Here is a 21,965-nt window from a genome sequence, read left to right as displayed (position 1 = left end):
CGTTCGGTGAAGGGGATCCTTCATGAGCAAGAAATGGCAGGGCTGAGCCGACCATGACCGACCGCGAACAGGTCTCCTTCTGGTTCGACCCGGTGTGCCCGTGGGCGTGGCTGACCAGCCGCTGGATCCTCGAAGCCGAGAAGGTCCGCCCCATCGACATCGAGTGGCACGTGATGTCCCTGGCCTACCTCAACCAGGACCGCGACCTGCCCGACGACTATCGCGAACAGCTGCTGCAGGTGTGGCGGCCGGTACGTGTGATCACCGCAGCCATCGAGCGGCACGGCCGCTCGTACGCGCTGCCGCTCTACACCGCCATGGGCACCCGTATTCACCTCGGCAAGCGCACGGACTGGGACGCGATCATCGCCGAAGCCCTGGCCGAGGTGGGCCTGCCGACCGAGTTGGCCGCCGTGGCCCACGGGACGGACTTCGACGACGTGCTCAAGGCCGACCACCACGCCGGCACGGACCAGGTCGGCGGCGATGTCGGCACCCCGATCATCGCCGTGGCCGGCACCGCCGTCTTCGGCCCCGTCGTCACCCCCGCCCCCAAGGGCGAGGCCGCCGGAAAGCTCTGGGACGGCGTCCTTGCCGTGACCTCGACACCCGGCTTCTACGAGATCAAGCGCACCCGCACCCTGGGTCCCGTTTTCGAATGAGAGCAACCGCCATGAGCAACCTGCGTTCCTACCGCACCCTCGGCAACAGTGGACTGCGCGTCAGCCCGCTGAGCCTGGGCACCATGACCTTCGAAGGCAGCGACGAAGAGACCGCCCACCAGATCATCGACCGCTACCTGAATGACGGCGGCAACTTCCTCGACACCGCCAACGCCTACAGCCGCGGGCGCTCCGAGGAGACCATCGGCGCCTACCTCGCCAAGCACGACGGCCTGCGCGACCGCCTCGTCATCTCCACCAAGTTCGCCGGCAACCTGTTCGCCGGCGACCCCAACGGCGGTGGCGGTGGCCGCAAGGCGATCGTGCAGCAGGTCGACGGGTCCCTGCGCCGGCTCGGCACCGACTACATCGACCTGTACTGGCTGCACAACCACGACCGGCACACGCCGATCGAGGAGACGATGTCGACCCTCGACGACCTCGTGCGCGCCGGGAAGCTCCGCTACATCGGCCTGTCCGACACCCCTGCCTGGGAAGTCGCCCGCGCCGCCACCATCGCCCAGTTCCGCGGCTGGGCGAACGTCGCCGCCATCCAGGTCGAGTACTCGCTGCTGGAGCGCACCGTCGAAGGGGAACTGTTCGGCGCCGTCCGCGAACTCGGCCTCGGCGTGACCCCGTGGAGCCCGCTGGCCGGCGGCGTCCTGTCCGGCAAGTACTCCCGTGACACCCAGATGCCGGAGGACTCGAACCGCGCCGCCTACAACGGCCACCGGCTGACCGACACCGCGTTCGACGTCCTGGACGCCCTGCAGCGCATCAGCGCCGACCTGAAGGCATCGGTCGCCGCAGTCGCCCTGGCCTGGGTACGCCAGCAGGACCTCGTCACCTCGACCATCATCGGCGCGCGCACCCTCGCCCAGTTGGAGGCCAACCTGGCCAGCCTGGACGTCACCCTCTCGCCCGAGAACCTGGCCGAACTCGACGCGCTCACCACGCCCCAGCTGAACTTCCCCTTCGGCTTCCTCGCCTCGACCGCGCCGATCTGGCAGCAGAACGGTGCCACCATCAACGGCATCACCTCCCCGACCATGCCCGGCTGAAGCTCGCTCGCACCACAGCACTGAAGGACACCACACCAGGGAGTACGCCCGCCTCGGCTGAGCCGCGGCGGGCGTTTTCTTCAGGGGGCGAACCTGCCGTTGTTCCAGACCGGCAGCGTACGGTGCCGCAGCACGTTTGGGTCGTCCAGGTCGTCGAGGGCGTAGCTGTCGGCGGACGCGCAGCGGACGGAAGCAGAACAGGTACGGAGGTGGGCCGTATTGGCCCACCTCCGTACCTGTGTCCCGTCTGCTCGACTGGCGTCGTCGACTGCCCGGTCGGCGGAGTGCGTGGTCGCGGCTACGCGCTCAGCTGCCTGCCGCCGGTCCGGCGGGCAGCCGGGTTGTCGCTGAGGACGCTGCGGAGTTTGGCGGTCTGCTTGTCGATGGCCTGCGGGCCGTTGCCCGTGAGCAGCCGCACGGACGGCTCGTAGGCGAGTTTCGCGGCGGAGATGTTGAGGGGGGAAGTGACGGTGAAGCCGGCTTCCTTGATGGCCTCGTCGACGAAGTAGGACAGCCGGGTCGTCTTGCCGGGGACGCGGGGGTAACCGACCCGCATCGCCATCCTCTCGCCCATCTTGGGGACGACCGAGATGGTGGCGGCGAGGAACGGGTTGTCGGTGACCTTGTACGCCTGGCCGGTGGCGTCGACGCGCTGCAGCGTGGAGGTCACCGCCAGGGGGGCGTGGCAGATCAGCGAAATGGTGACCCCGTGCTCGCGGGCGACGTGCAGGGTCTCGCCGAGCCACGGCTGGTCGCGGAAGTCGACCATCGGTGCGTGACCGCCGGGGGCGTGGATGAAGTCGAAGTCGGCGAAGGTGAACGCATCGGCCGGGTCGCGGTGGCGCTGGACCAGGTTCTGCAGGGAGTGCCAGGTGCGCTGCGGCTGTGCGTCGAGGCGGCGGATCAGTTCCGGGCGGAACTCGGCCAGTTCCGGCTCGCTGGCGGGCAGCAGCTCGGAGACGTCGATCCGGCCCATGTGCCGTTCCAGCAGCCGCACTTCCTGCTCGCGGCGGGCGACCAGATCGGCGTTGCGCCGCCGATACTCGTTGACGTCGAACGAACGGCGGCGCTGCTGCATGCCGAGGCTGACTGTCTTGCCGCCGACCTTCTCGATGGCGTGGACCGCCAGGCCCATGCCGTTGATGTCGAGCTGTGGCACGTTGCCGTCGGGGGTGGCGAGGACGAACTCGTAGTCGTTCTCGAACTCCTTGAGCACCTGGGCCATCTCGACCAGGAAGAACCCGGTCGAGATCGACTTGACTTCAGCCGGCTCGACCAGCGGCAGCTGGTGGGCGGAGGAGACGAGGATCAGTGCGCGACGCTTGGTGTTGGGCATGACAGGGCTCCTTCAGTGGGCCTCGGAGGCGTGGGGACGGGTGGGCCCGGTCGGCCCGCTCCTGTTTGCGCTGCTGGTAGTTGTGCGGGACGAGTTGTCCGCGCTGCTGGCCGAGAGGCATCCTCGGCGGCGGCTTCTCGACGGCGACGCGTGCGCGCATCGCCGGGCCGAAGGCGAGCGGCCCGGGCATCTGCATGAGATCGGCGGCCGACCCAAGTGGCACTCCAGTTAATGGAGTTCACGCATGCGACAGGCGGCGAGAGACGAGGGCAGTGGTGGCGCTCGCGGAAGCAGGCGACATCGAAGGTGCGCCAGTGGCGAGGGGTCTGCGGCCTGCGGGCGAGGGAGACCGAGGGTGTGCCGACCGGGCTCCCTCAGGCGTCAGCGGTACGGGTACACGCCGTGGGGCGGCGTGTCGTGGCCGGAAGGGCCGGAATTTCCTTACTTGCCTTCCGCGGCCTTGGACACGTGCGCCCACTCGGCCCAGGTCTGCAGGCGCTGCTGGTACACCGCGGGTATCCACTGGGTGGGCTGCTCGCCGAAGAACACGCGCAGCGGCGGCTCCTCGGCGTCGACGAGTTGGAGAATCGCACCGCCGACACCCTCGGGGCCCGGCACCTGGATGGTGGCGCCCATCTCGATCAGCGCCGTGTGCAGGGGGTCGTAGGCGTCCTTGCGGTTCGCGGTGAAGACCGACGAGTCGTTGAAGCCGGTGGAGAAGCCGCCGGGTTCGATCAGCGTGACCTTGATGCCGAAGGACGCGACCTCCTGGGAGAGCGCCTCGCTCAGGGCTTCCAGCGCCCACTTGGAGGCGTTGTAGCCGCCGGTGCCGCCGGAGGCCGTCAGGCCCATGGCGGAGGAGACCTGGAGGATGTGCCCGCTGCCCTGCGCCCGCAGGATGGGCAACACCGCCTGGGTGACGTGGAACACGCCGAAGACGTTGGTCTCCAGCTGGTCGCGCAGCTCCTGCTCGCCGAGCTCCTCGACGGCGCCGGCCAGGGCGTAACCGGCGTTGTTGACCACGATGTCGAGCCGGCCGAACCGCTCCTTGGCCGCGGCGACCGCCTCGAACGCCTGCGTGCGGTCGGTGACGTCCAGACGCAGCGGCAGTACTGCGTCGCCGAACCGCTCGACCAGGTCGGTCAGCGTTTCGGTGTTCCGGGCGGTGGCGGCGACCTGGTCGCCGCGCTCCAGGGCGGCTAGGGCGAACTCGCGGCCGAAACCGCGCGACGAACCGGTGATGAACCAGACCTTGCTCATGACGTAGACCTTCTGTGGTGGGAATGGGCGGCCACCCACGCGAATGGGATAGCCGTCCTGGTTTGTTGGATGGGACGAGAGTCCGGCTTTCGAGCTGGACGTGGAGGCGGGGACAGGGATTAGGTAGCGGGCCGAAGCGTCACGGTCAGCGGTCCTGCGCCGGTCTCACCGGGAAACAGACTCCCGGCCCGGCACCCGGATCTCCTGCGGGAAGCTCGTCCCGGTGAGTTCCTCGGACGCGGTCCACAGGCGCCGGGCGGCAACCGGGTCGCTGGCTGCGGTCGTGCGGCCCACGAGGGTCGGGGCGCCCTTCGACTCGCCCTTGCCGTCGGGGCCGACGTAGCTCGCGCCGGGTAGGTCCTGCGTCGCCGCGTACAGCGTCGGTAGTGCGCCGTCCACGTCGTTCTGGGCGAGGAACTTGTTGGTGAGCGGCACGATGGCGCGGGCGAACGGGTTCGCTATGTGTGTCGCGAGGTTGGTGGCCGCGTAGCCGGGGTGCGCGGCCGTGGCGCGGACAGCGGAGCCCGCCTCGGTCAGGCGGCGCTGCAGTTCGAGAGTGAACAGGAGATTCGCCAGCTTCGATCGGGCGTAGGCGCGCTGCGGGGTGTAGGACCTCGTCAGGTTCAGGTCGTCGAAGTCGATCGTGGCGTCGCCCCAGCGGTGGGCCGAGGACGCCAGCGTGACGACCCGGTCCGTGACGTACGGCAGCAGCAGGTTCGTCAGGGCGAAGTGGCCCAGGTGGTTCGTGCCGAACTGCATCTCGAAGCCGTCCCGCGTCTGCTGCTGCGGCAGCATCATCACACCCGCGTTGTTGATCAGCAGGCTCAGCGGGCGGCCCTCCCATCCCTCCGTGAATTCCCGTACGGACGACAGGTCCGCCAGGTCCAGGCGGCGCACCTCGGTGCTGCCGCGCACGGAGTTCGCCGCCGTCCGGCCACGCTCCAGGTCCCGTACCGCGAAGACCACATGGGCGCCGGCGCCTGCCAGTGCCACCGCCGCCGTGCGGCCGATGCCGCTGTTGGCGCCCGTGATCACGGCCGTGCGACCGGTGAGGTCGGGGAGGTGGGTCGCGTTCCACTTGCTGGTGTTCTTGTCCGTTGCCATGACCTCAATGTAGGCGGCAGCAACAATGCTGTCAACGCCAACAATGGTGACGGTGACAACAATGATGGCAGTGGCCATATTGGGTTACGGTGATGCACATGCTGCGAAAGCCCGGGAGTCGCCCCTATCACCACGGAGACCTGCGCGCCGCCCTGCTCGACGGGGCCGAGCGCACCCTGCGCGAGAAGGGGGCGGGATCCCTGTCGCTGCGCGAGCTGGCCCGGGACATCGGCGTCAGTCACGCGGCCCCGGGGCGCCACTTCAAGGACAAGCAGGCCCTGCTCCACGCCTTGGCGCTCGACGGCTACGAGCGACTGACCCAGGCCCTCGCCGGCGCCGACGATCCCGCCCTCCCGATCCAGCTCCGCCTCACCGCGCTCGCTCGGGCCTATGTCGCCTTCGCCACCGCCAACTCCGCGCTTCTGGAGCTCATGTTCGCCCGCAGGCACGGCTCCGACGCCTCCGATGAGATCCTCGGCCTCGCCCGCCGCGCGTCGGAGTTTTTCGAGCGGGTCATCGTGGATGCGCAGGAACGCGGCGAGATCATCGAGGGAGATCCCGCCCGACTCACGCTCGCCGTGGGTGCCGCCCTGCACGGCACCGCCACGTTCGCGACCCAGAACACGGCCGACCCGAAGGCGGCACTCGACGGCATCGATGACCTGGTGCATCTCCTGCTGCGCGGTCTCCAGCCCCGCTGAGCCCTTCGGGAGCCTTCGCGGTGTCCCGGCGGACCGCGTGGGTCCTGAAGCGGGGCGTTCTCGACCCTGTAGGTAGTGGCATGCCCGCCGTCGAAGCGGCAGGTGGCTGAGAGGGCCGTAGCATCTCCCAATATGACGTCAGAGGTGTATGCTTTCAGTGTAATAAATTGCAGATGGGGGCTCGTGCGTGACTTGGAAGATCGTCGTGGTCGAGCCGGCTCTTTCGTGGCTGCACAGCCTGCGCCGTACTGACCGTGACACGCTGATTCAGGTCAGTCAGGCTGTCACTGCCCTTCAGGAGGAAGGTCCCGCGTTGGGTCGGCCTCTGGTGGACACGATCAAGGGCTCCGTGCTGTCGAACCTCAAGGAGCTTCGCCCCGGCTCGGCAGGGGCGACGGAAGTGCGGTTGTTGTTCGTGTTCGACCCGGACCGCCAGGCCGTGATCCTGGTCGGCGGTGACAAGGCGGGCAACTGGTCCGGCTGGTATCGCGTCGCGGTGCCCCAGGCGGAGCAGGCATACGCGGAGCATCTGAAGCGAATCGATGGAGAGGACGGGGCACGATGACTGATCACCTCAAGGACCCGCAGGCCGTCTCCTGGGGGGACCTGGCCGAGGATTTCGCCTTCACCGATGCCGAAAAGGACCAGATCCAGAAGGGGGCGCAGGCGATGGTCCTGGCCTCCCGTGTGCACCGCCTCGCCGAGTTGCGAAAGCGGCAGCACACCACACAGGTCCAGGTCGCCGAAGCCATGGGTGTCACCCAGGCCCGTGTCTCGCGCATCGAGAAGGGTCAGTTGGAGCGCAGCGAGGTCGACACCCTCGCTGCCTACGTCAAGGCGCTCGGCGGCAAGCTGAAGATCGTCGCTGACTTCGGTGATGAGAGCTACGTCCTCGGCTGACCCGGTCGACGGGCTGCGGCCAGGTCCATGCGCGGTCCGGCAGGCGGGGTCGCCTCCTGATGTCAGGGATGATGCTCCACTCCGGTGCCTGGAGTGGAGCATCATCGCGTCGGTAAGGCACTCCGCTGCGCGCGGGTTCGACTCTCGTCCTTGAGCTGGCGAGATTGCCCTCTGTCTCTTCAGTGCGATCCCGTCGGGCCTCATTGAGGCCGAGTTGAGGCCGCAAGGACAGGAACGGACTGACAAGGGCTGACTGGCCCCATCATGGATAACCGCATATGACCTGGGAAAACGTCAGAGATGAGCGTTGATCGGCAAGGTCCGCCAAGATCCTCAAAGGACTCATAATCCGTCGGCCGTGGGTTCGAGTCCCACCCGCCCCACTTCAGCAGGTCTCTGACCTGAGGAAACGTTTATTTTGTCCTGTCGGATCGTCAACTTTGCCTGTACGGACCGAATCCGCTGCTCGCGAGTTTGGGGTCCGCTGGCGCTCGGGTGAGCTCCGACTCCTCTGACCTGTGGCGAAGTAGGTTCTTGTGGTTGTCGCTCGCCGTCCGGGCGACTGCCCTGAGGCTCGATACCAAGCTCCAGGGACCGGACAGGGACCGGGACGACGCAGCCGTGTCCAGGCCGACGGTTTCTCCGGGCCGATTCGTTGTCCCGTTTGCGGGTTGCGTGGGACGGGCTGCTGTCCCCAGCGCGGGAGACGAGCACCGGGTCGGCAGCGAAGGCGGTGCAGATCCGGCATGGCGGGTGCGTGGGCGCGAGTAGGGCGATGGCGGCTGCTCATCGCACTGTGGGGCCACTGTCGCCCTCGTGTCGATCGATCCGTGATGTCGCCCAGTGGGTGTCGGCGTTCTGCGTGCCGATGGTGTACCTGGTGTTCCTTGGCGGCAGGTGGCTGCTGAGAGAGCGTCCTGGTGATGGCCGATGGATCTAGGAAATCTAGGAAACAGCCCGAAGAGGAAACTGCCCCACCGGCGGCACGATCGGCGGGCAGGTGTCGGCGAGCACGTCCAGGAGGACCTGGTGGCGTTCCATGTACGGAACCCGGTTCGGCCAAGGTGCTGGGCCATCGGTCGGTCGTGAGGCAGGCTGCCGACCGTCGGCTGCTGAGAATTGTTCCGACGCCCCGTCGCTGTCGGTGTGACAGCCGGCGGCTTCGATGAACGCGTCTCAGATGGATCACCTCCACTCGCGCGGTGAGTACGGCGAGGCGCGGAGCGGTCCCTGCTGTCTGGGGGAGCCCTCCCGGTGTTTGTGCGTACTCGTCGACGGGGGCGGCGAGGGTGCCGGTGTCCGGGGAGAAGGCAAGGCGGCCGATGAAGTCGTCGGTCGGTCCTGTCCGCGTCGGCCGGTTCACTCCGTTCGCACAGTGAGTACTTCTCGTGAGCCCCGGATGCCGTCGGTTGTCGGACTGCTGGAACAGCACGAGCTCGCAGCTCGCAGCTCGCCGTCGAGTCGACGCACTGCGCGAGGGGGACCGACCGCATCCGGGACGACTCGGCAGACCTCACTGAGAGCCGCACCTGATCTCAAGCACCGCTCGGCTCTCCGGCTCTGCGGCCCCGTACCCATGACGACGCCAAGGCGACAGCGCGTACGGGGTTCCGGCCGTTTGGATTCGACGCCGGTTCCCGCAGTCTTGTCTGCGGGAACGGGCATGCCCTGTTCAGGCATGCGGCAGGAGCTGTTCCACGTCGGCATCCAGCGCCGCTTCGTCCGCCCGGGGCGGGTTCGCTCCGGGGACTGAGCAGGTCAGGGCGGCGACGCGGGCGGCGAAGTGGCAGGCGTCGGTGAGGTCTTCGAGGTTCAGTCGGTCGAGGCGGCCGCCGAGGTGTCCGAGGGCTGCGAGGCGGTGGAGCAGGCCCGCGGTGAAGGAGTCTCCGGCGCCGACGGTGTCGACGACGTCGACGGCAGGGGCCGGGACGGTGACGCGGAGTCCGTCGAGGGAGGCGAGGGCGCCCCGTCCGCCCAAGGTGATGACGACGAGGCGCGCGCCGGCGGCGTGCCAGGTGTCGCACGCCTCCTCGGGGCTGACACCGGGGAGGAGCAGGCCGAGGTCGTCCTCGCTCAGGCGGAGGATGTCGGCGAGGGCGCACCAGTGGGGGAGCCGTTCGCGGTAGGCGGCGGGCGGTACGAGCAGGGGCCGGACGTTGGGGTCGATGGACACGGTGACATGCTCGCGGGCCTTGGCGAGGTGGTCCTCGACGCGGGTGCCGCCGGGTTGGCGTATCAGGGCCAGTGAGCCGGTGTGTAGGCAGGCCGCGCCGTCCCACCCGGTGGTGGCGAGTTCTTCGTCGGTCCACTGCCAGTCGGCCGCGTTCTCGGCGTGGAAGGTGTACGTGGCCTGGCCGGTCTCGTCGAGGTCGGCGACGGCGAGGGTGCTGGGTTCGGGGGCGGTCACGCTGCCGGTCAGGTCGACGCCGGAGGCGCTGAGGCGGGCACGGAAGAGGGTGCCGAAGACATCAGTGGAGAAGCGCCCGAGGAAGCGGGTGGGGGTGCCGAGCCGGGCGAGGGCGACGGCGGTGTTGGCGGGGCCGCCACCGGGCAGGGCCCGCAGCGCGAGCTCGTCGGAGCTGGACCGGGCGGGGTCGGTGAAGGCGTCGGCGACGCACTCGCCGAGGACGGTGACACTGACGGGGGCCTGGGGTCGGGCCATGGTGACTGTCTGCCTCTCTCAGGAAGAGTGCGGGTGCGAAGGGCACCGGGGTCGGTGGCCTGATGCAGCCCTTGTGCAGGTATTGACATGCCGCTCAAGACGGACGTAACTTCCCTGCCACACGGAAGTAACGCGCGTTATTAAAGCGCGAAACCGGAGGCGGTGTCTCGCCTGCGGCTGGCCGAAAGGGACTGGAAGTGGCCACGAACAGGACGCAGCGCGTGACCATGAGCGATGTGGCACGCCACGCGGGCGTCTCGCGGACCACCGTCTCCTTCGTCCTCAACGACAAGCCCGGCGCCGCCATCCCCGAGGAGACCCGTCGGCGGATCCTGGCGGCGATAGACGAGCTCGGCTACCGGCCCAACGCCGGGGCGCGGGCGCTGGCGGCGAACCGCAGCGGGTGGTTCGGGCTGATCACCGAGATTGTGACCGGCCCGTTCGCGGGGGAGGTGATCACGGGCGCGCAGAGCCGCGCCTGGGGTGACCGGAGGTTCCTGCTGATCGCCGCGAGCGAGGGCGACCCCGCCCAGGAGGCCGCCGCGCTCGACCAGATGCTGGAGCACCGGGTGGAAGGGCTGCTGTACGCCACGACCTGGCACCGCGCCGTCACACTCCCCACGGCCGCCCGGGAGGTGCCGACGGTGCTCGTCAACTGCTACGACGCGGACGGTGAGCTGCCGTGCATCCTGCCCGACGAGGTGTCGGGCGGTTACAAGGCGACCCGCCGGCTCCTGGACGCCGGGCACACCCGCATCGGGTTCATCAACCTCGACCCGGCGATCCCGGCCGCCATCGGCAGGCGCGAAGGGTACGAACGTGCCCTGCGCGAGGCCGGGATCACCCCCGACCCCTCCCTCGTCGTCCCCGGCTGGGCGACCGCCGACAGCGCCTATACCGCCGCCTGCGACCTGCTGGACCGCCCGCCCGGCGACCGGCCGACCGCGCTGTTCTGCGGAAACGACCGGATGGCGATGGGCGCGTACGACGCGATCAAGGAACGTGGGATGCGCATCCCGCACGACGTGGCCGTGGTGGGGTTCGACAACCAGGAACTCATCGCCGCCTATCTGCGGCCGAAGCTGACGACGCTCGCCCTGCCCTTCGAGGCCATGGGCACCAAGGGCATCGACATGCTCGCCGCTCTCGCAGCGGGGCAGCCGCTCGACACCCGTCAGGTGACGATCGACTGCCCGCTGCTCGAACGCTCGTCGGTCTGACCGCTAATCAGTCCGCCGAGGAATCCCGTCCCGTCTTCGCCCTGTGTGTTGAAGAGAGGAAAAGAGTCTCCATTATGGCACCCTCCCGCATACCTTCCCGGCGGCCCCGAGCCGTCCTGAGAGCGGTCACCGCGACCGCCGTCGCGGCACTGGTCCTGTCCGCCTGTACGGGTGGTTCGGGCACCTCCGGCGCCGGTGACACCTCCGGCAACCAGCTGCTCACCATCCCGCGCGAGGATCTGGCGACGTTCACGCGCAACTTCAACCCGCTCTCCCCGCAGGCCGCCCCGATGACCCTGCAGGCGGTCTACGAGCCGCTGGCGGTGCACAGCATGGCGGACGCCAAGGACACGCCGTGGCTCGCGACCAAGTGGGAGCAGGCCAAGGACGGCAAATCCCTCACCTTCACGCTGCGCGACGGCGTCAAGTGGTCGGACGGCAAGCCGCTCACCGCCGACGACGTCGTCTACACCTTCCAGCTCCAGAAGAAGGTGCTCGGCGGCTTCGACTACCTGGACAAGGTCACCGCGGTCGACGCCCACACGGTGCAGTTCTCCTTCGACAAGGCGTTCTCGACCGCCTTCTACGAGATCAGCGGCCACTACATCCTGCCGAAGCACATCTGGTCCAAGGTGAAGGACCCGGCGAAGTTCACCAACCCGAACCCCGTCGGCACCGGCCCGTACACCAAGATCGAGAAGTTCCAGAGCCAGTCGTACGAGCTGCGCAAGAACCCCGACTACTGGCAGCCGGACAAGCAGCGGATCGCCGGCATCCAGATGCTCGCCTTCTCCGGCAACGACAGCGCCAACATCGCCTTCACCAACGGTGAGGTGGACTGGACGCAGTCGTTCATCCCGGACATCGAGAAGTCCTTCGTCGCCAAGGACAAGAAGCACAACCACTACTGGTTCCCGGCCACCGGCGCCATGATCAACTGGCAGCTGAACACCACCAAGGCGCCCTTCGACGATCCGGCCGTGCGCAAGGCGCTCAGCATGGCCGTCGACCGCGACCAGATCACCAAGGTCGCGATGAACGGCTACGCCGAACCCGCCGACTGCACGGGTCTGGCCCGCACGTACGACAAGTGGCGCGACACCTCGCTCGCCGCGTCCTGCACCTGGACGACGTACGACACCGACGCGGCGGCCAAGGCCCTCGACGCGGCCGGCTACGAGGAGAGCGGCGGCAAGCGCAAGCTGAAGAACGGCAAGGACTTCACGCTCGACATCTCCGTCGGCTCCGCCTCCTCCGACTGGATCTCGGTCGCCAACATCATCAAGCAGAACCTCGCGAAGGTCGGCATCAAGGCCACCGTGAAGACACCCGACTGGTCAGCGGTCTCGGCGTCGTACAACACCGGCACGTTCGACACCGGCATCGTGTGGAGCAACAACGGCGCCACGCCGTACGAGTACTTCCGCGGCGTGATGTCGACCAAGATGGTGCAGCCGGTCGGCAAGCAGGCCACGGAGAACTACCACCGCTTCGGCGACAAGAAGGCCGACAAGCTCATCGACGCCTTCGCCGCCGCCACGGGCGAGAGTGCGCAGCGCGAGCAGATGAACGGCCTGCAGGAGCTGTACGACAAGGACGCGCCCGTCGTCCCGCTGTTCACCGGCCCCGAGTGGGGCGCGTACACGGACGCCCGCTTCACCGGCTGGCCCTCCGAGGAGAACCCGTACGCCACTCTCGGCAACCGCAACGGCAGCACGGTCCTCGTGCTCACGTCGCTGAAGCCCGTCAAGGACTGACGCCGCCCGCGGACCGGCGGCCGCCCTCCTCCCCGGACGGCCGCCCCCGCGCACCGAGCCACACGTTCACCCCCCACCGACAGGGAGCACGACCCGTGCGTCTCATCCTGCGCAACCTGGGGTTCTATCTGCTCGCCTTCTGGGCCTCCATCACCCTGAACTTCGTTCTCCCGCGCTTCATGCCGGGCGACCCGGTCTCCCGGATGTTCGCGCAGGCCCAGGGCACCATGCAGCCCGACCAGATAGCCCAGCTGCGGAAACTCTTCGGCCTCGACAACCGCCCCCTCTGGGAGCAGTACGTCTCCTACGTCAAGAGCGTCTTCACCGGCGACCTCGGCATCTCCATCACCCGCTTCCCCACCCCGGTCTCCGACGTGATCGGCTCGCAGATCGGCTGGACCCTGCTCCTCGGCGGCGTCGCGCTCGTCATCGCCGCCGTGCTCGGCAACCTGCTCGGCATCGTCGCCGCCTGGCGGCGCGGCGGCGTCCTCGACTCCGCCTTCCCGCCCCTGCTGATCTTCGTCGGCTCGTTCCCGTACTTCTGGCTGGCGATGGGCGCGCTGTACCTGTTCGGGGTGAGCCTCGGCTGGTTCCCCATGCGGCACGCCTACGATGTCGGACTGACCCCCGGCTTCAACGGCGAGTTCCTCTCCAACGTCGCCACCCACCTGGTGCTGCCGGCCCTGACCATCGTGCTGGTCTCCATCGGCGGCTGGATGCTCGGCATGCGCAACACCATGATCGCCACAGCGGCCGAGGACTACATCACCATGGCCGAGGCCAAAGGGCTCAGCCCCTCGCGGATCATGTTCCGCTACGCCGCCCGCAACGCCCTGCTGCCCTCCGTCACCAACTTCGGCATGGCCCTCGGCTTCGTCGTCGGCGGCGCGCTGCTCACCGAGGTCGTGTTCGCCTACCCCGGCATCGGCTACCAGCTGCTGATGGCCGTCCAGGGCCTGGACTACCCGCTGATGCAGGGCATCTTCCTGACGATCACGGCGGCGGTACTGATCGCGAACTTCCTCGTCGACCTCGTCTACGTCCGCCTCGACCCGCGCGTCCGCGTCCGCTGAGGAGGCTGCCGACATGACCGCCATCGACACCGCGACAGCCACCACGCCGACCGCCCCCGCGAGTGCTTCCCGCCGACGCGGACTGCTGCGCCAGCTCATCGACAGCAAGAAGGCGCTGACCGGGCTGATCCTGCTCGCTCTCTTCGCACTGCTGGCCCTGCTCGCACCCGTCCTGGCACCCGGAGACCCGTCGCTCATCAACTCAACGGGCAGCCAGGCACCCTCGGCCGCACACTGGCTCGGTGCGACGGCCAAGGGACAGGACGTGCTCGCCCTCACCCTGTGGGGTGCGCGCAGTTCCCTCTTCGTCGGGTTCACCGTGGGGCTCGTGGCGACCGGCGTCGCCATCCTCGTCGGCCTCGCATCCGCGTACTTCGGCCGCGTCGTGGACGACGCGCTGACCCTGGTCACCAACATCTTCCTGCTGCTGCCCGGCCTCCCGCTGCTCATCATCCTGGCCGCGTTCCTGCCGCCCGGGACCTCCACCGTGATCCTGGTCCTCGTCGTCACCGGATGGGCGGGCTCGGCCCGGGTCCTGCGCGCACAGGCCAAGTCGATCCGCGGCAAGGACTTCGTGGCCGCCGCCGTCGTCACCGGCGAGCGCCCCCTGCGGATCATGTTCCGCGAGATCCTGCCCAACATGGCGTCCGTGGTGATGACCACGCTCCTCGGCTGCGTGATCTTCGGCATCGGCGCCCAGGCCGGCCTGGAGTTCCTCGGCCTCGGCGACAGCAGCGTCGTCAGCTGGGGCACCAACCTGTACTGGGCCAGCAACGACGGCGCGCTGATGACCGGCACGTGGTGGGCCTTCGTCCCCTCCGGACTGTGCATCGCCCTCGTCGCCTTCGCCATCGCGCTGGTCAACTACGCGGTCGACGAGATCACCAACCCCAGGCTGCGCAACCGCCGTGCCCGCCGTGAGAGGAGGGGCTGAGCCATGGAACCCGTACTTGAGGTGAACGACCTGCGCGTCGAATACCGCGGCGACGGACGCACCGTCGTAGGGGCCGACGACGTCTCCTTCTCCATCGGCGCCGGAGAGATCTTCGGCCTCGCCGGAGAATCCGGCTGCGGCAAGTCCACCATCGCCAACGCGGTGATGCGACTGCTCAAGCCCCCGGCGGAAATCACCGCGGGCAGCATCCGCTTCCAGGGCCGCGACGTCCTCGCCCTGGACGCACGGGAGCTGCGCGCCTTCCGGTGGCGGGAGATCGCCATGGTCTTCCAGTCGGCGATGAACTCCCTCAACCCGGTCCTGACCATCGGCGAGCAGATCGTCGACATCTTCACCACCCACGAGAAGATGAAGAAGCGGGCAGCGAGGGAGCGGGCGGGTGAGCTGCTGGAGCTGGTGGGCATCGACCCGGGGCGGCTGAAGGCGTACCCGCACCAGCTGTCCGGCGGTATGCGCCAGCGCGTGGTCATCGCCATGGCCGTCGCACTGCGCCCCCGGCTGCTGATCATGGACGAGCCGACCACCGCGCTCGACGTGGTCGTGCAGCAGGAGATCATGGCGCAGATCCGCGACCTCCAGCGGGAGCTGGGCTTCTCCATCCTCTTCATCACCCACGACATGTCCCTGATGGTCGAGCTGTCGGACCGCATGGGCGTGATGTACGGCGGACGGATCGTCGAACTCGCCGACGCCAAGGACCTGTTCGCGGGGCCGCTCCACCCCTACACCGAGGCGCTGATGAACGCCTTCCCGCCGCTGACCGGCCCGCGCCAGGAACTCACCGGCCTCTTCGACGCCCCGCGCACGGCCGACAGCTGCGGCTTCCACGTCCGCTGTCCCGAGGACCGCTCGGACTGCTCCATGAACATCCCCGACCTGCGCGAGGTCGCGCCCGGCCGCTGGGTGGCCCGCAGTGCGGCCCTCAGCTCGGAAGGAGACTCCCGATGACCGGACCTAGCGAATCGGCCGAACCTCTGCTCTCCGTACGCGGTCTGACCAAGGACTTCCAGGTCGGCACCGTCTTCTCCCGGCGCCGTGTCCGAGCCGTCGACGACGTCTCCTTCGATCTCCCGGCCGGCCGGATCACCGCCCTGGTCGGCGAGTCCGGCAGCGGCAAGTCCACCATCGCCCGCTGCCTCGCCCGCCTCGAACAGCCCTCCGCCGGAAAGGTACTGCTCGACGGCCAGGACGTCCTGCGCACCGAACGGCGCCGGGCGTCACGGGCGTACCGCCGCAAGGTCCAGATGGTGTTCCAGGACCCCTTCGGCTCACTCAACCCCGTCCACCGCATTGAGCACTTCCTCACCCGGGCCCTCGTCCTGCACGGTCATCGGGCCACCCCCGAGGCGCTGCGCGAGCTGATGACGACGGTCGGCCTGACCGAGGACATGCTCCAGTCCTACCCGCACGAACTCTCCGGCGGCCAGCGTCAGCGTGTCTCCATCGCTCGCGCGTTGGCGGTGGAACCGCGCCTCGTCCTGGCCGACGAACCGACCTCGATGCTGGATGTCTCCGTACGCGTCGGCGTGCTCAACCTGATGCGGCGCCTGCGCGACGAGCGGAACATCGCCATGCTCTACATCACTCACGACCTGGGCTCCGCCCGCTACCTCGCCGACACCACGATGGTCATGTTCGCCGGCGAACTCGTCGAGGGCGGCGACGCGTTGGCGGTGATGGACGCCCCCGCCCACCCCTACACCCGCCTGCTGCTGTCCGCCGTACCCGACCCCGAACGGGCCGGCAGCTACGACCCCGTCGAGCGCGCCCGTCTGCGCGAGGCGATCCTCAACCCCACGTCCTGCCCCTACGGCGACGACGGCACGTGCAGCCGCACCGACCCCGTCCGCCACATCGTCGGCGAGAACGACGGCCAGCTCCACTGGGTGCGCTGCCATCTGCGCGCACCCGCCTCCGACATCGCCCGCCGCGTCCTGAAGGCCACCGACCGGCCGGACGACGAGGCCACGGACGACACCGACGTCACCGACGCCACTGAGAAAGCGGAGACCACCGCCGCATGACCCACGACCTCACCCACCCCGCCGGCAGCCACACCGCCGAGGGGTTGGCCGAACGCGCCCCGCGCGATCCCCACCGCCCCCGCTTCCACTTCACCTCGCCCGGCGGCTGGCTCAACGACCCCAACGGGCTGAGCCAGTGGAACGGCGTCTACCACCTCTTCTACCAGTACAACCCGCTCGCCGCCGCCCACCACCGCATCCACTGGGGCCACGCCACCAGTACCGACCTCGTCCACTGGACCGATGAGCCGGTCGCCCTGGTGCCGGGCTCGGACGGCCCGGACCGCGACGGCTGCTGGTCCGGTGTCCTGGTGGACGACGGGGGAGTGCCCACGCTCGTCTACTCGGGCAGGCACGGTGAGCATGAACTCCCTTGCGTGGCCAGGGGATCGGCGGATCTGAGTCACTGGACCAAGGACCCGGCCAACCCGGTCATCACCGCCCCGCCCGAGGGCGTCGACATCACGGCTTTCCGCGACCACTGCGTGTGGAGGGAGGGGAAGGTCTGGCGCCAGCTGATCGGCTCGGGCGTGCGGGGCGTGGGTGGGACGGCTTTCCTCTATGAGTCCGACGACCTACGTACCTGGCGCTACGTCGGCCCGCTGCTGACGGGTGACGCCTTGCAGAACCGAGGCGAGCTCGACTGGACCGGCACGATGTGGGAGTGCGTCGACCTCTTCCGGCTCGGCGAGGACGAGGACGAGGAGGCCGGCGGCACCGACGTGCTGGTCTTCTCCGCCTGGGACGAAGGCACCACCCACCACCCCCTGTACTGGACCGGCCGATACCAGGGCGACACCTTCACCCCGACCGCCCTCCACCGCCTCGACTACGGCGGCCGCTACTTCTACGCCCCCCAGTCCACCCGTGACGAGCACGGCCGCCGCATCATGTTCGGCTGGCTCCAGGAGGGCCGGACGGACGAGGCGAACGCGCGGGCCGGCTGGTGCGGCGTGATGTCCCTGCCGAGGGTCGTCACGCCCGCCACGGACGGCGGCCTGCATCAGGCCCCGGTGCCGGAGCTGACCGAGCTGCGGCGGGAGCGAGTAGAGGTGGCTCCATGCCGGCTGGCCGACCCGTACACCCGGCTGCCCGCCGTACGCGGGGACCAGCTGGACATCGAGACGACCCTGCGTCTCGCTCCCGGGGCGACCGCCCGGCTCGTGGTCCGCGAGACACCGGACGGCGCGGAACGCACGGTCGTGGAGGTGAGCAGGGCGCACGACGGAGCGAGCGGCACCCTCCGCCTGCACCGCGAGATCAGCAGCCTCGACCCGACGGTCGACACCGAACCCCGGTACGGGGAGCTGCCGTTGGACGATGACGGCCGGATGGACCTGCGCGTCCTCGTCGACCACTCCGCACTGGAGATCTTCGCAGGCGGGCGGACCCTCACCGCCCGCATCTACCCCACCCGCCCGGACGAGGCCGTCGGCGTCGGCATCGGTGCCGACGGCGACGTGGTCCTGGAGCGGTTCGACGCCTGGCAGATGGCGTCGGCCTTCGCCGACGGATCCCGGCCGCTGTGGCCGTGACCGTCTTACACACGACCACGGCCCGCGGGGTGGACGTCCCCCGGGGCCGTGGCCCACCCTCCCCTGCTCTCCCTCAGGAGCCGCCAAGAGCGGCCCCTGTTCTCCTTCAGGAGCCGCCATGAGCGTGTCCCGTCGTACCCTCCTGCTCGCCGGAGGAACCGCCGCCACCCTGCTGCCTCTCGGAGGCATCCTCCCCGCAGCGCAGGCCGCCGCCCCGAGCGCCGCCGGAGCGACCCCCGCCGCCGCCCCGATCCCCGACCCCACCCCCGTCACCGGCACCTGGACCCGCACCTTGGACGGCGGCCAGAAGGCGACCGCCGGCCGTCGCGGGCCCGCCCTCGCCCTGTCCGAGCAGCAACTCGCGGCCAAGGGCAGGTACGCGGCCCGCGTCACGCCCCAATCCGCGTCCTCCGTAGGCGCGTTGGTGTTCCGGGCAGCCCTCGACGGCTCGACCGGATACGTGGTCGCCCTCGACCCCGGCCGCGCCCGCATACGGCTCTACGACCTGGCCGGCGGCGACACACTCGCCACCGCTCCACTGTCGGGCGCGCGGGCCGGAAAGCCCTATGACCTTGAAGTGGCGGTCGACGGACCCGGGCTGACGGTGCGTGTCGACGGCAAGCGGCTCCTCCACACCGAGGACCACCGCCACGACACCGGCTCGGTGGGCCTGCTCGCCCAGGCCGGCAAGGTCACCTTCGGCCCGCCTTCCCTCTCCTCGGTCACCACCAACCTCACCGGCTGGACCACGAGCGGCGGCACCTGGACGGCCGGTCCGCTGGGCTGGCGCGCGGCCCCGACCCAGGGAGCCACCGCCCGCGCCATCACCACGACCAGGACGTACGACACCGCGCTCCAGGCCGACCTGCTCCTGCACGACGCTTCCGCCACCGCCTCACTGCTGGTGCGCACCGACGCCAGGGCCACGCACGGCTACGGCGTCCAAGTCGACGCGAAGCAAGGCAAGTTGAGGCTCTACCGCATCGACGGCGACGTCACCCTCGGCACCTACGCGGCCACCATCAAGGCCGACACGGTCTACCGCCTGCGCGTCGAAGCCGACGGCACCGAACTGCGCGTGCACTGGCAGACCAACTTCCTCTCTCCCGACGGCTACAGCCCCGTCATCACCGCCCAGGACTCCACCCATACGAAGGGCCGACTCGCCGTCACGGCATCGGCCGGCGAGGTGTCCTTCGAGAACATCGCCGCCGCCGACCTCGCCACCGGCCTCCAGGGCTGGAGGGCCCGCTCCGGCACCTGGACCCCGGACCTGCGCGGCATCCGCGGCGAGAACGGCCTGCGCACGGCCCCCTTCACCGACGGCGACCTGGTGGCGAGGGCCGACATCACACCCGGCGACCGCTCCTCCTCGGCCGGCCTCGTCCTGCGCGCGTCCGCGAACGGCTCCGGCGGCTACGAAGCCCGCCTGGAAGCCGGCCGCGACGCCGTCGTCCTGCTGGACCGCTCCTCCGGCACCCGCCTCGCCTCCGCCTCCGGCCCGGTCCGGCGCATCACGGCCGACGGAACCTACCGTGTCGAGGCACGCGCGAAGGGCAGGACGATCGAGGTGTACGTGGACGGCGTGCGGGCGCTCAAGACCCGTGTGTCCCGCACCAAGGGCGCCGCCTTCGGCACCGCGGCCGCGCACGGGACGTCGTACTTCCAGAACGTCGAAGTCCGCGGCACCGCCGACCACTTCACCGAGCCGTACCGCCCCACGTACCACTACTCCCAGCTCACCGGCTCCACCAGTGACCCCTGCGGCCTGCTGCACCACGACGGCGAGTACCACCTCTTCCATCAGGACGAGGGCCGCTGGGCGCACGCGGTCAGCACCGACCTCGTCCACTGGCAGCCCCTGCCGATCGCCCTGCCCTGGAACGCCTACGGCCACTGCTGGACCGGCTGCGCGGTCGTGGACACCGACGACACCTCCGGACTCTTCGACGGCGGCTCGGGCCTGCTCGCCTATTACACGAGCTACCACCCGGACAAGCCGGGCGGGAACGCCGGCGTGCGCATCGCGTACAGCAAGGACAAGGGCCGCTCGTGGCAGCTGCACGGCGGCTCGACCCCGGCCGTGCAGAACCCGGGCGGCCCCGACGCCGGCTGGACCTTCCGTGACCCGAAGGTCATCCGCGACGAGGCCCACGACCAGTGGCTGATGGTCGTCTCCGGCGGCGACCACATCCGCTTCTTCACCTCCACCGGCCTCCTCACCTGGACCCACGTCAGCTCCTTCGGCTACGGCGACTGGGCCACGCCCGGCGTCTGGGAGTGCCCCGACTTCTTCCCGCTGCCGGTCGACGGGGACAAGGGCAAGGTGAAGTGGGTCCTCACCCTGAGCACCGGTGCCGTACGCGCCACGGACGGCTCGGCCGCCCAGTACTTCACGGGCGAGTGGAACGGCACCGGCTTCACTCCCGACCAGAAGGCCGGCACGGTCCTGCGCGCCGACTCCGGCCGTGACTACTACGCCGCCATGTCCTTCTACGGCCTGCCCGACGACCGCCGCGTCTGGCTCGGCTGGATGAGCAACTGGGACTACCCCTTCAGCGCCCCGACCGGCGCCTGGAAGGGCCAACTGAGCACCCCGCGCGAACTGACGCTCACGGACACCACCGACGGCGTACGCCTGGCGCAGCGACCGGTCCCGGAACTGACCACCCTGCGCACGTCGACCAAGACCCGCAAGGATCTCTCCGTCGGCCCGGGATCGGCGAACCCGCTCGCGGGAGTCACTGGCACCGCCTACGAGGTCGAAGCCGAGATCACCCTCGGCACCGCCGAGGAAATCGGCTTCCGCCTCCGAACCGACACAGACCGGCACACGACGGTCGGATACGACACGGAGGCGGAGGAGCTGTTCGTGGACCGCTCGGCATCGGGCCTGAGCGACTTCACGCAGTACTTCGCGGGCCGCACGACCGCGCCGATGAAGCCGACCGACGGCCGTGTGACCCTGCGCGTGTACGTCGACTCGTCCTCGGTCGAGGCATTCGGCGCGGACGGACAGGCCGCCGTGACCAGCCTGATCTTCCCCGGCCCGGACGCCGACGGCATGGCCTTCTACGCCAAGGGCGGCACCGCACACATCGAGTCGCTCAAGGTGCACAGGCTGGACAGCACCTTCCGCCTGGTGGACCGGGTGAAGCCGCTGGTGGCCGCCCCGACCGGCGGTGAATTCCGCTCGGACCTCGGCAACTTGACGATCACCCCCGCCGGTCGCTGGTCGACTTCCGGGGCAGGCCGCGCCGGAACCTTCGACAAGGACTCCAACGCGATCTCGGCCCGCACGGCGACGGACCTGGACCTCACCACCCTGGTCCGGCTCGGTGGCCCCGACCCGGACACGGGCGGCGCCCTCTCCCTCCTGTGGCGCGCCTCCTCCGACGGCGCCGACGCCTACTGCCTCAACATCGATCCCGACCTGCGCGTGATCCGCCTGGTCGCCAAGGCCAACGGCTTCTTCGACGACGGTGCCGCCCTCGCCCGCGTCCCGGCCCTACTCCGCCGCGGCACGACGTACCCGGTGCGGGTGTCGGCGGAGGGAGACCGCATCCAGGTGTTCCTCAACGGCAAGCGGATCATCGACGTGACGGACACGAGGTACACGAGCGGACACATCGGCCTCAACGTGTTCGGAGGGAGGGCCACCTACCAGGACACGTACGTGAAGCAGCTGTAACCACCGACCAGGCCGTCCCTTCGA

The 21,965-nt window shown here is 69.4% G+C and carries 17 protein-coding genes; 13 read left to right on the top strand and 4 right to left on the bottom strand.

The features are described from left to right. Positions 1 to 53: 53 nt before the first annotated feature. Both OG858_RS14755 and OG858_RS14750 read left to right on the top strand, forming a co-directional pair. Positions 54 to 662, top strand: a complete 609-nt coding sequence (locus OG858_RS14755) for a mycothiol-dependent nitroreductase Rv2466c family protein (protein WP_328544805.1) — start codon at positions 54 to 56, stop codon at positions 660 to 662. Between the two features lie 11 nt (positions 663 to 673). Beyond that, a complete protein-coding gene (locus tag OG858_RS14750; RefSeq protein WP_328544806.1) occupies positions 674 to 1,723 on the top strand; it encodes an aldo/keto reductase in 1,050 nt (349 codons plus the stop codon). A gap of 298 nt (positions 1,724 to 2,021) precedes the next feature. On the opposite strand, the gene OG858_RS14745 is transcribed toward OG858_RS14750, so the two are convergent. The 3 genes from OG858_RS14745 to OG858_RS14735 form a co-directional block, all read right to left on the bottom strand. Next, a complete protein-coding gene (locus OG858_RS14745) occupies positions 2,022 to 3,059 on the bottom strand; it encodes a type 1 glutamine amidotransferase family protein (protein WP_328544807.1) in 1,038 nt (345 codons plus the stop codon). Positions 3,060 to 3,500: 441 nt separating this feature from the next. After that, positions 3,501 to 4,319 carry an SDR family NAD(P)-dependent oxidoreductase gene (locus tag OG858_RS14740; RefSeq protein WP_328544808.1) on the bottom strand — a complete coding sequence of 273 codons (819 nt, stop codon included), beginning with the start codon at positions 4,317 to 4,319 and terminating at the stop codon, positions 3,501 to 3,503. A gap of 165 nt (positions 4,320 to 4,484) precedes the next feature. Next, complete coding sequence (locus tag OG858_RS14735; protein WP_328544809.1) at positions 4,485 to 5,423, bottom strand: oxidoreductase; 939 nt, start codon at positions 5,421 to 5,423, stop codon at positions 4,485 to 4,487. A 98-nt stretch (positions 5,424 to 5,521) separates the two neighbouring features. On the opposite strand from OG858_RS14735, the gene OG858_RS14730 reads away from it, so the two are divergent. From OG858_RS14730 to OG858_RS14720, 3 genes are all read left to right on the top strand, one after another. Further along, on the top strand, positions 5,522 to 6,124 hold the full coding sequence (locus OG858_RS14730) for a TetR/AcrR family transcriptional regulator (RefSeq protein ID WP_328544810.1): 603 nt from the start codon (positions 5,522 to 5,524) through the stop codon (positions 6,122 to 6,124). A gap of 187 nt (positions 6,125 to 6,311) precedes the next feature. Then, positions 6,312 to 6,689 carry a type II toxin-antitoxin system RelE/ParE family toxin gene (locus OG858_RS14725; RefSeq protein WP_328544811.1) on the top strand — a complete coding sequence of 126 codons (378 nt, stop codon included), beginning with the start codon at positions 6,312 to 6,314 and terminating at the stop codon, positions 6,687 to 6,689. Then, entirely contained in the window at positions 6,686 to 7,024 is a 339-nt protein-coding gene (locus tag OG858_RS14720; protein ID WP_104780727.1) for a helix-turn-helix domain-containing protein, read from the top strand. The genes OG858_RS14725 and OG858_RS14720 overlap by 4 nt, the downstream gene beginning before the upstream one ends. A gap of 1,672 nt (positions 7,025 to 8,696) precedes the next feature. Here the strand turns inward: OG858_RS14720 and OG858_RS14715 are convergent. Beyond that, the gene (locus OG858_RS14715; protein ID WP_319317298.1) at positions 8,697 to 9,686 is read right to left on the bottom strand and encodes a carbohydrate kinase family protein; all 990 of its coding nucleotides are present in this window, start codon (positions 9,684 to 9,686) and stop codon (positions 8,697 to 8,699) included. 197 nt (positions 9,687 to 9,883) lie between these two features. On the opposite strand from OG858_RS14715, the gene OG858_RS14710 reads away from it, so the two are divergent. The 8 genes from OG858_RS14710 to OG858_RS14675 all read left to right on the top strand — a co-directional run bounded on the left by OG858_RS14710 (position 9,884) and on the right by OG858_RS14675 (position 21,941). Beyond that, entirely contained in the window at positions 9,884 to 10,906 is a 1,023-nt protein-coding gene (locus OG858_RS14710) for a LacI family DNA-binding transcriptional regulator (RefSeq protein ID WP_086749048.1), read from the top strand. Between the two features lie 74 nt (positions 10,907 to 10,980). After that, entirely contained in the window at positions 10,981 to 12,663 is a 1,683-nt protein-coding gene (locus OG858_RS14705) for an ABC transporter substrate-binding protein (protein ID WP_328544812.1), read from the top strand. A 95-nt stretch (positions 12,664 to 12,758) separates the two neighbouring features. Beyond that, on the top strand, positions 12,759 to 13,736 hold the full coding sequence (locus OG858_RS14700) for an ABC transporter permease (protein ID WP_086751530.1): 978 nt from the start codon (positions 12,759 to 12,761) through the stop codon (positions 13,734 to 13,736). A gap of 13 nt (positions 13,737 to 13,749) precedes the next feature. Then, a complete protein-coding gene (locus OG858_RS14695; RefSeq protein WP_319064755.1) occupies positions 13,750 to 14,670 on the top strand; it encodes an ABC transporter permease in 921 nt (306 codons plus the stop codon). A gap of 3 nt (positions 14,671 to 14,673) precedes the next feature. Continuing rightward, a complete protein-coding gene (locus tag OG858_RS14690; protein WP_086751534.1) occupies positions 14,674 to 15,639 on the top strand; it encodes an ABC transporter ATP-binding protein in 966 nt (321 codons plus the stop codon). Further along, positions 15,636 to 16,715, top strand: a complete 1,080-nt coding sequence (locus OG858_RS14685) for an ATP-binding cassette domain-containing protein (protein WP_319064753.1) — start codon at positions 15,636 to 15,638, stop codon at positions 16,713 to 16,715. The genes OG858_RS14690 and OG858_RS14685 overlap by 4 nt, the downstream gene beginning before the upstream one ends. Continuing rightward, the gene (locus OG858_RS14680) at positions 16,712 to 18,250 is read left to right on the top strand and encodes a glycoside hydrolase family 32 protein (RefSeq protein ID WP_328544813.1); all 1,539 of its coding nucleotides are present in this window, start codon (positions 16,712 to 16,714) and stop codon (positions 18,248 to 18,250) included. The genes OG858_RS14685 and OG858_RS14680 overlap by 4 nt, the downstream gene beginning before the upstream one ends. A gap of 118 nt (positions 18,251 to 18,368) precedes the next feature. Next, positions 18,369 to 21,941, top strand: a complete 3,573-nt coding sequence (locus OG858_RS14675) for a glycoside hydrolase family 32 protein (protein WP_328544814.1) — start codon at positions 18,369 to 18,371, stop codon at positions 21,939 to 21,941. Positions 21,942 to 21,965: the final 24 nt, after the last annotated feature.

Origin of the sequence: Streptomyces europaeiscabiei (genome assembly GCF_036346855.1) — a bacterium.
GTDB lineage: Bacteria > Actinomycetota > Actinomycetes > Streptomycetales > Streptomycetaceae > Streptomyces > Streptomyces europaeiscabiei.
Note: the sequence above shows the minus strand (reverse complement) of the source record. Positions and strands in the feature narration are given on the sequence as shown.

Bases quoted from the DNA above. Each gene is read 5' to 3' on its own strand.
- OG858_RS14755 (WP_328544805.1), top strand. From the start codon at position 54: ATGACCGACCGCGAACAGGTCTCCTTCTGGTTCGACCCGGTGTGCCCG.
- OG858_RS14750 (WP_328544806.1), top strand. From the start codon at position 674: ATGAGCAACCTGCGTTCCTACCGCACCCTCGGCAACAGTGGACTGCGC.
- OG858_RS14745 (WP_328544807.1), bottom strand. From the start codon at position 3,059: ATGCCCAACACCAAGCGTCGCGCACTGATCCTCGTCTCCTCCGCCCAC.
- OG858_RS14740 (WP_328544808.1), bottom strand. From the start codon at position 4,319: ATGAGCAAGGTCTGGTTCATCACCGGTTCGTCGCGCGGTTTCGGCCGC.
- OG858_RS14735 (WP_328544809.1), bottom strand. From the start codon at position 5,423: ATGGCAACGGACAAGAACACCAGCAAGTGGAACGCGACCCACCTCCCC.
- OG858_RS14730 (WP_328544810.1), top strand. From the start codon at position 5,522: ATGCTGCGAAAGCCCGGGAGTCGCCCCTATCACCACGGAGACCTGCGC.
- OG858_RS14720 (WP_104780727.1), top strand. From the start codon at position 6,686: ATGACTGATCACCTCAAGGACCCGCAGGCCGTCTCCTGGGGGGACCTG.
- OG858_RS14715 (WP_319317298.1), bottom strand. From the start codon at position 9,686: ATGGCCCGACCCCAGGCCCCCGTCAGTGTCACCGTCCTCGGCGAGTGC.
- OG858_RS14705 (WP_328544812.1), top strand. From the start codon at position 10,981: ATGGCACCCTCCCGCATACCTTCCCGGCGGCCCCGAGCCGTCCTGAGA.
- OG858_RS14695 (WP_319064755.1), top strand. From the start codon at position 13,750: ATGACCGCCATCGACACCGCGACAGCCACCACGCCGACCGCCCCCGCG.
- OG858_RS14690 (WP_086751534.1), top strand. From the start codon at position 14,674: ATGGAACCCGTACTTGAGGTGAACGACCTGCGCGTCGAATACCGCGGC.
- OG858_RS14685 (WP_319064753.1), top strand. From the start codon at position 15,636: ATGACCGGACCTAGCGAATCGGCCGAACCTCTGCTCTCCGTACGCGGT.
- OG858_RS14680 (WP_328544813.1), top strand. From the start codon at position 16,712: ATGACCCACGACCTCACCCACCCCGCCGGCAGCCACACCGCCGAGGGG.
- OG858_RS14675 (WP_328544814.1), top strand. From the start codon at position 18,369: ATGAGCGTGTCCCGTCGTACCCTCCTGCTCGCCGGAGGAACCGCCGCC.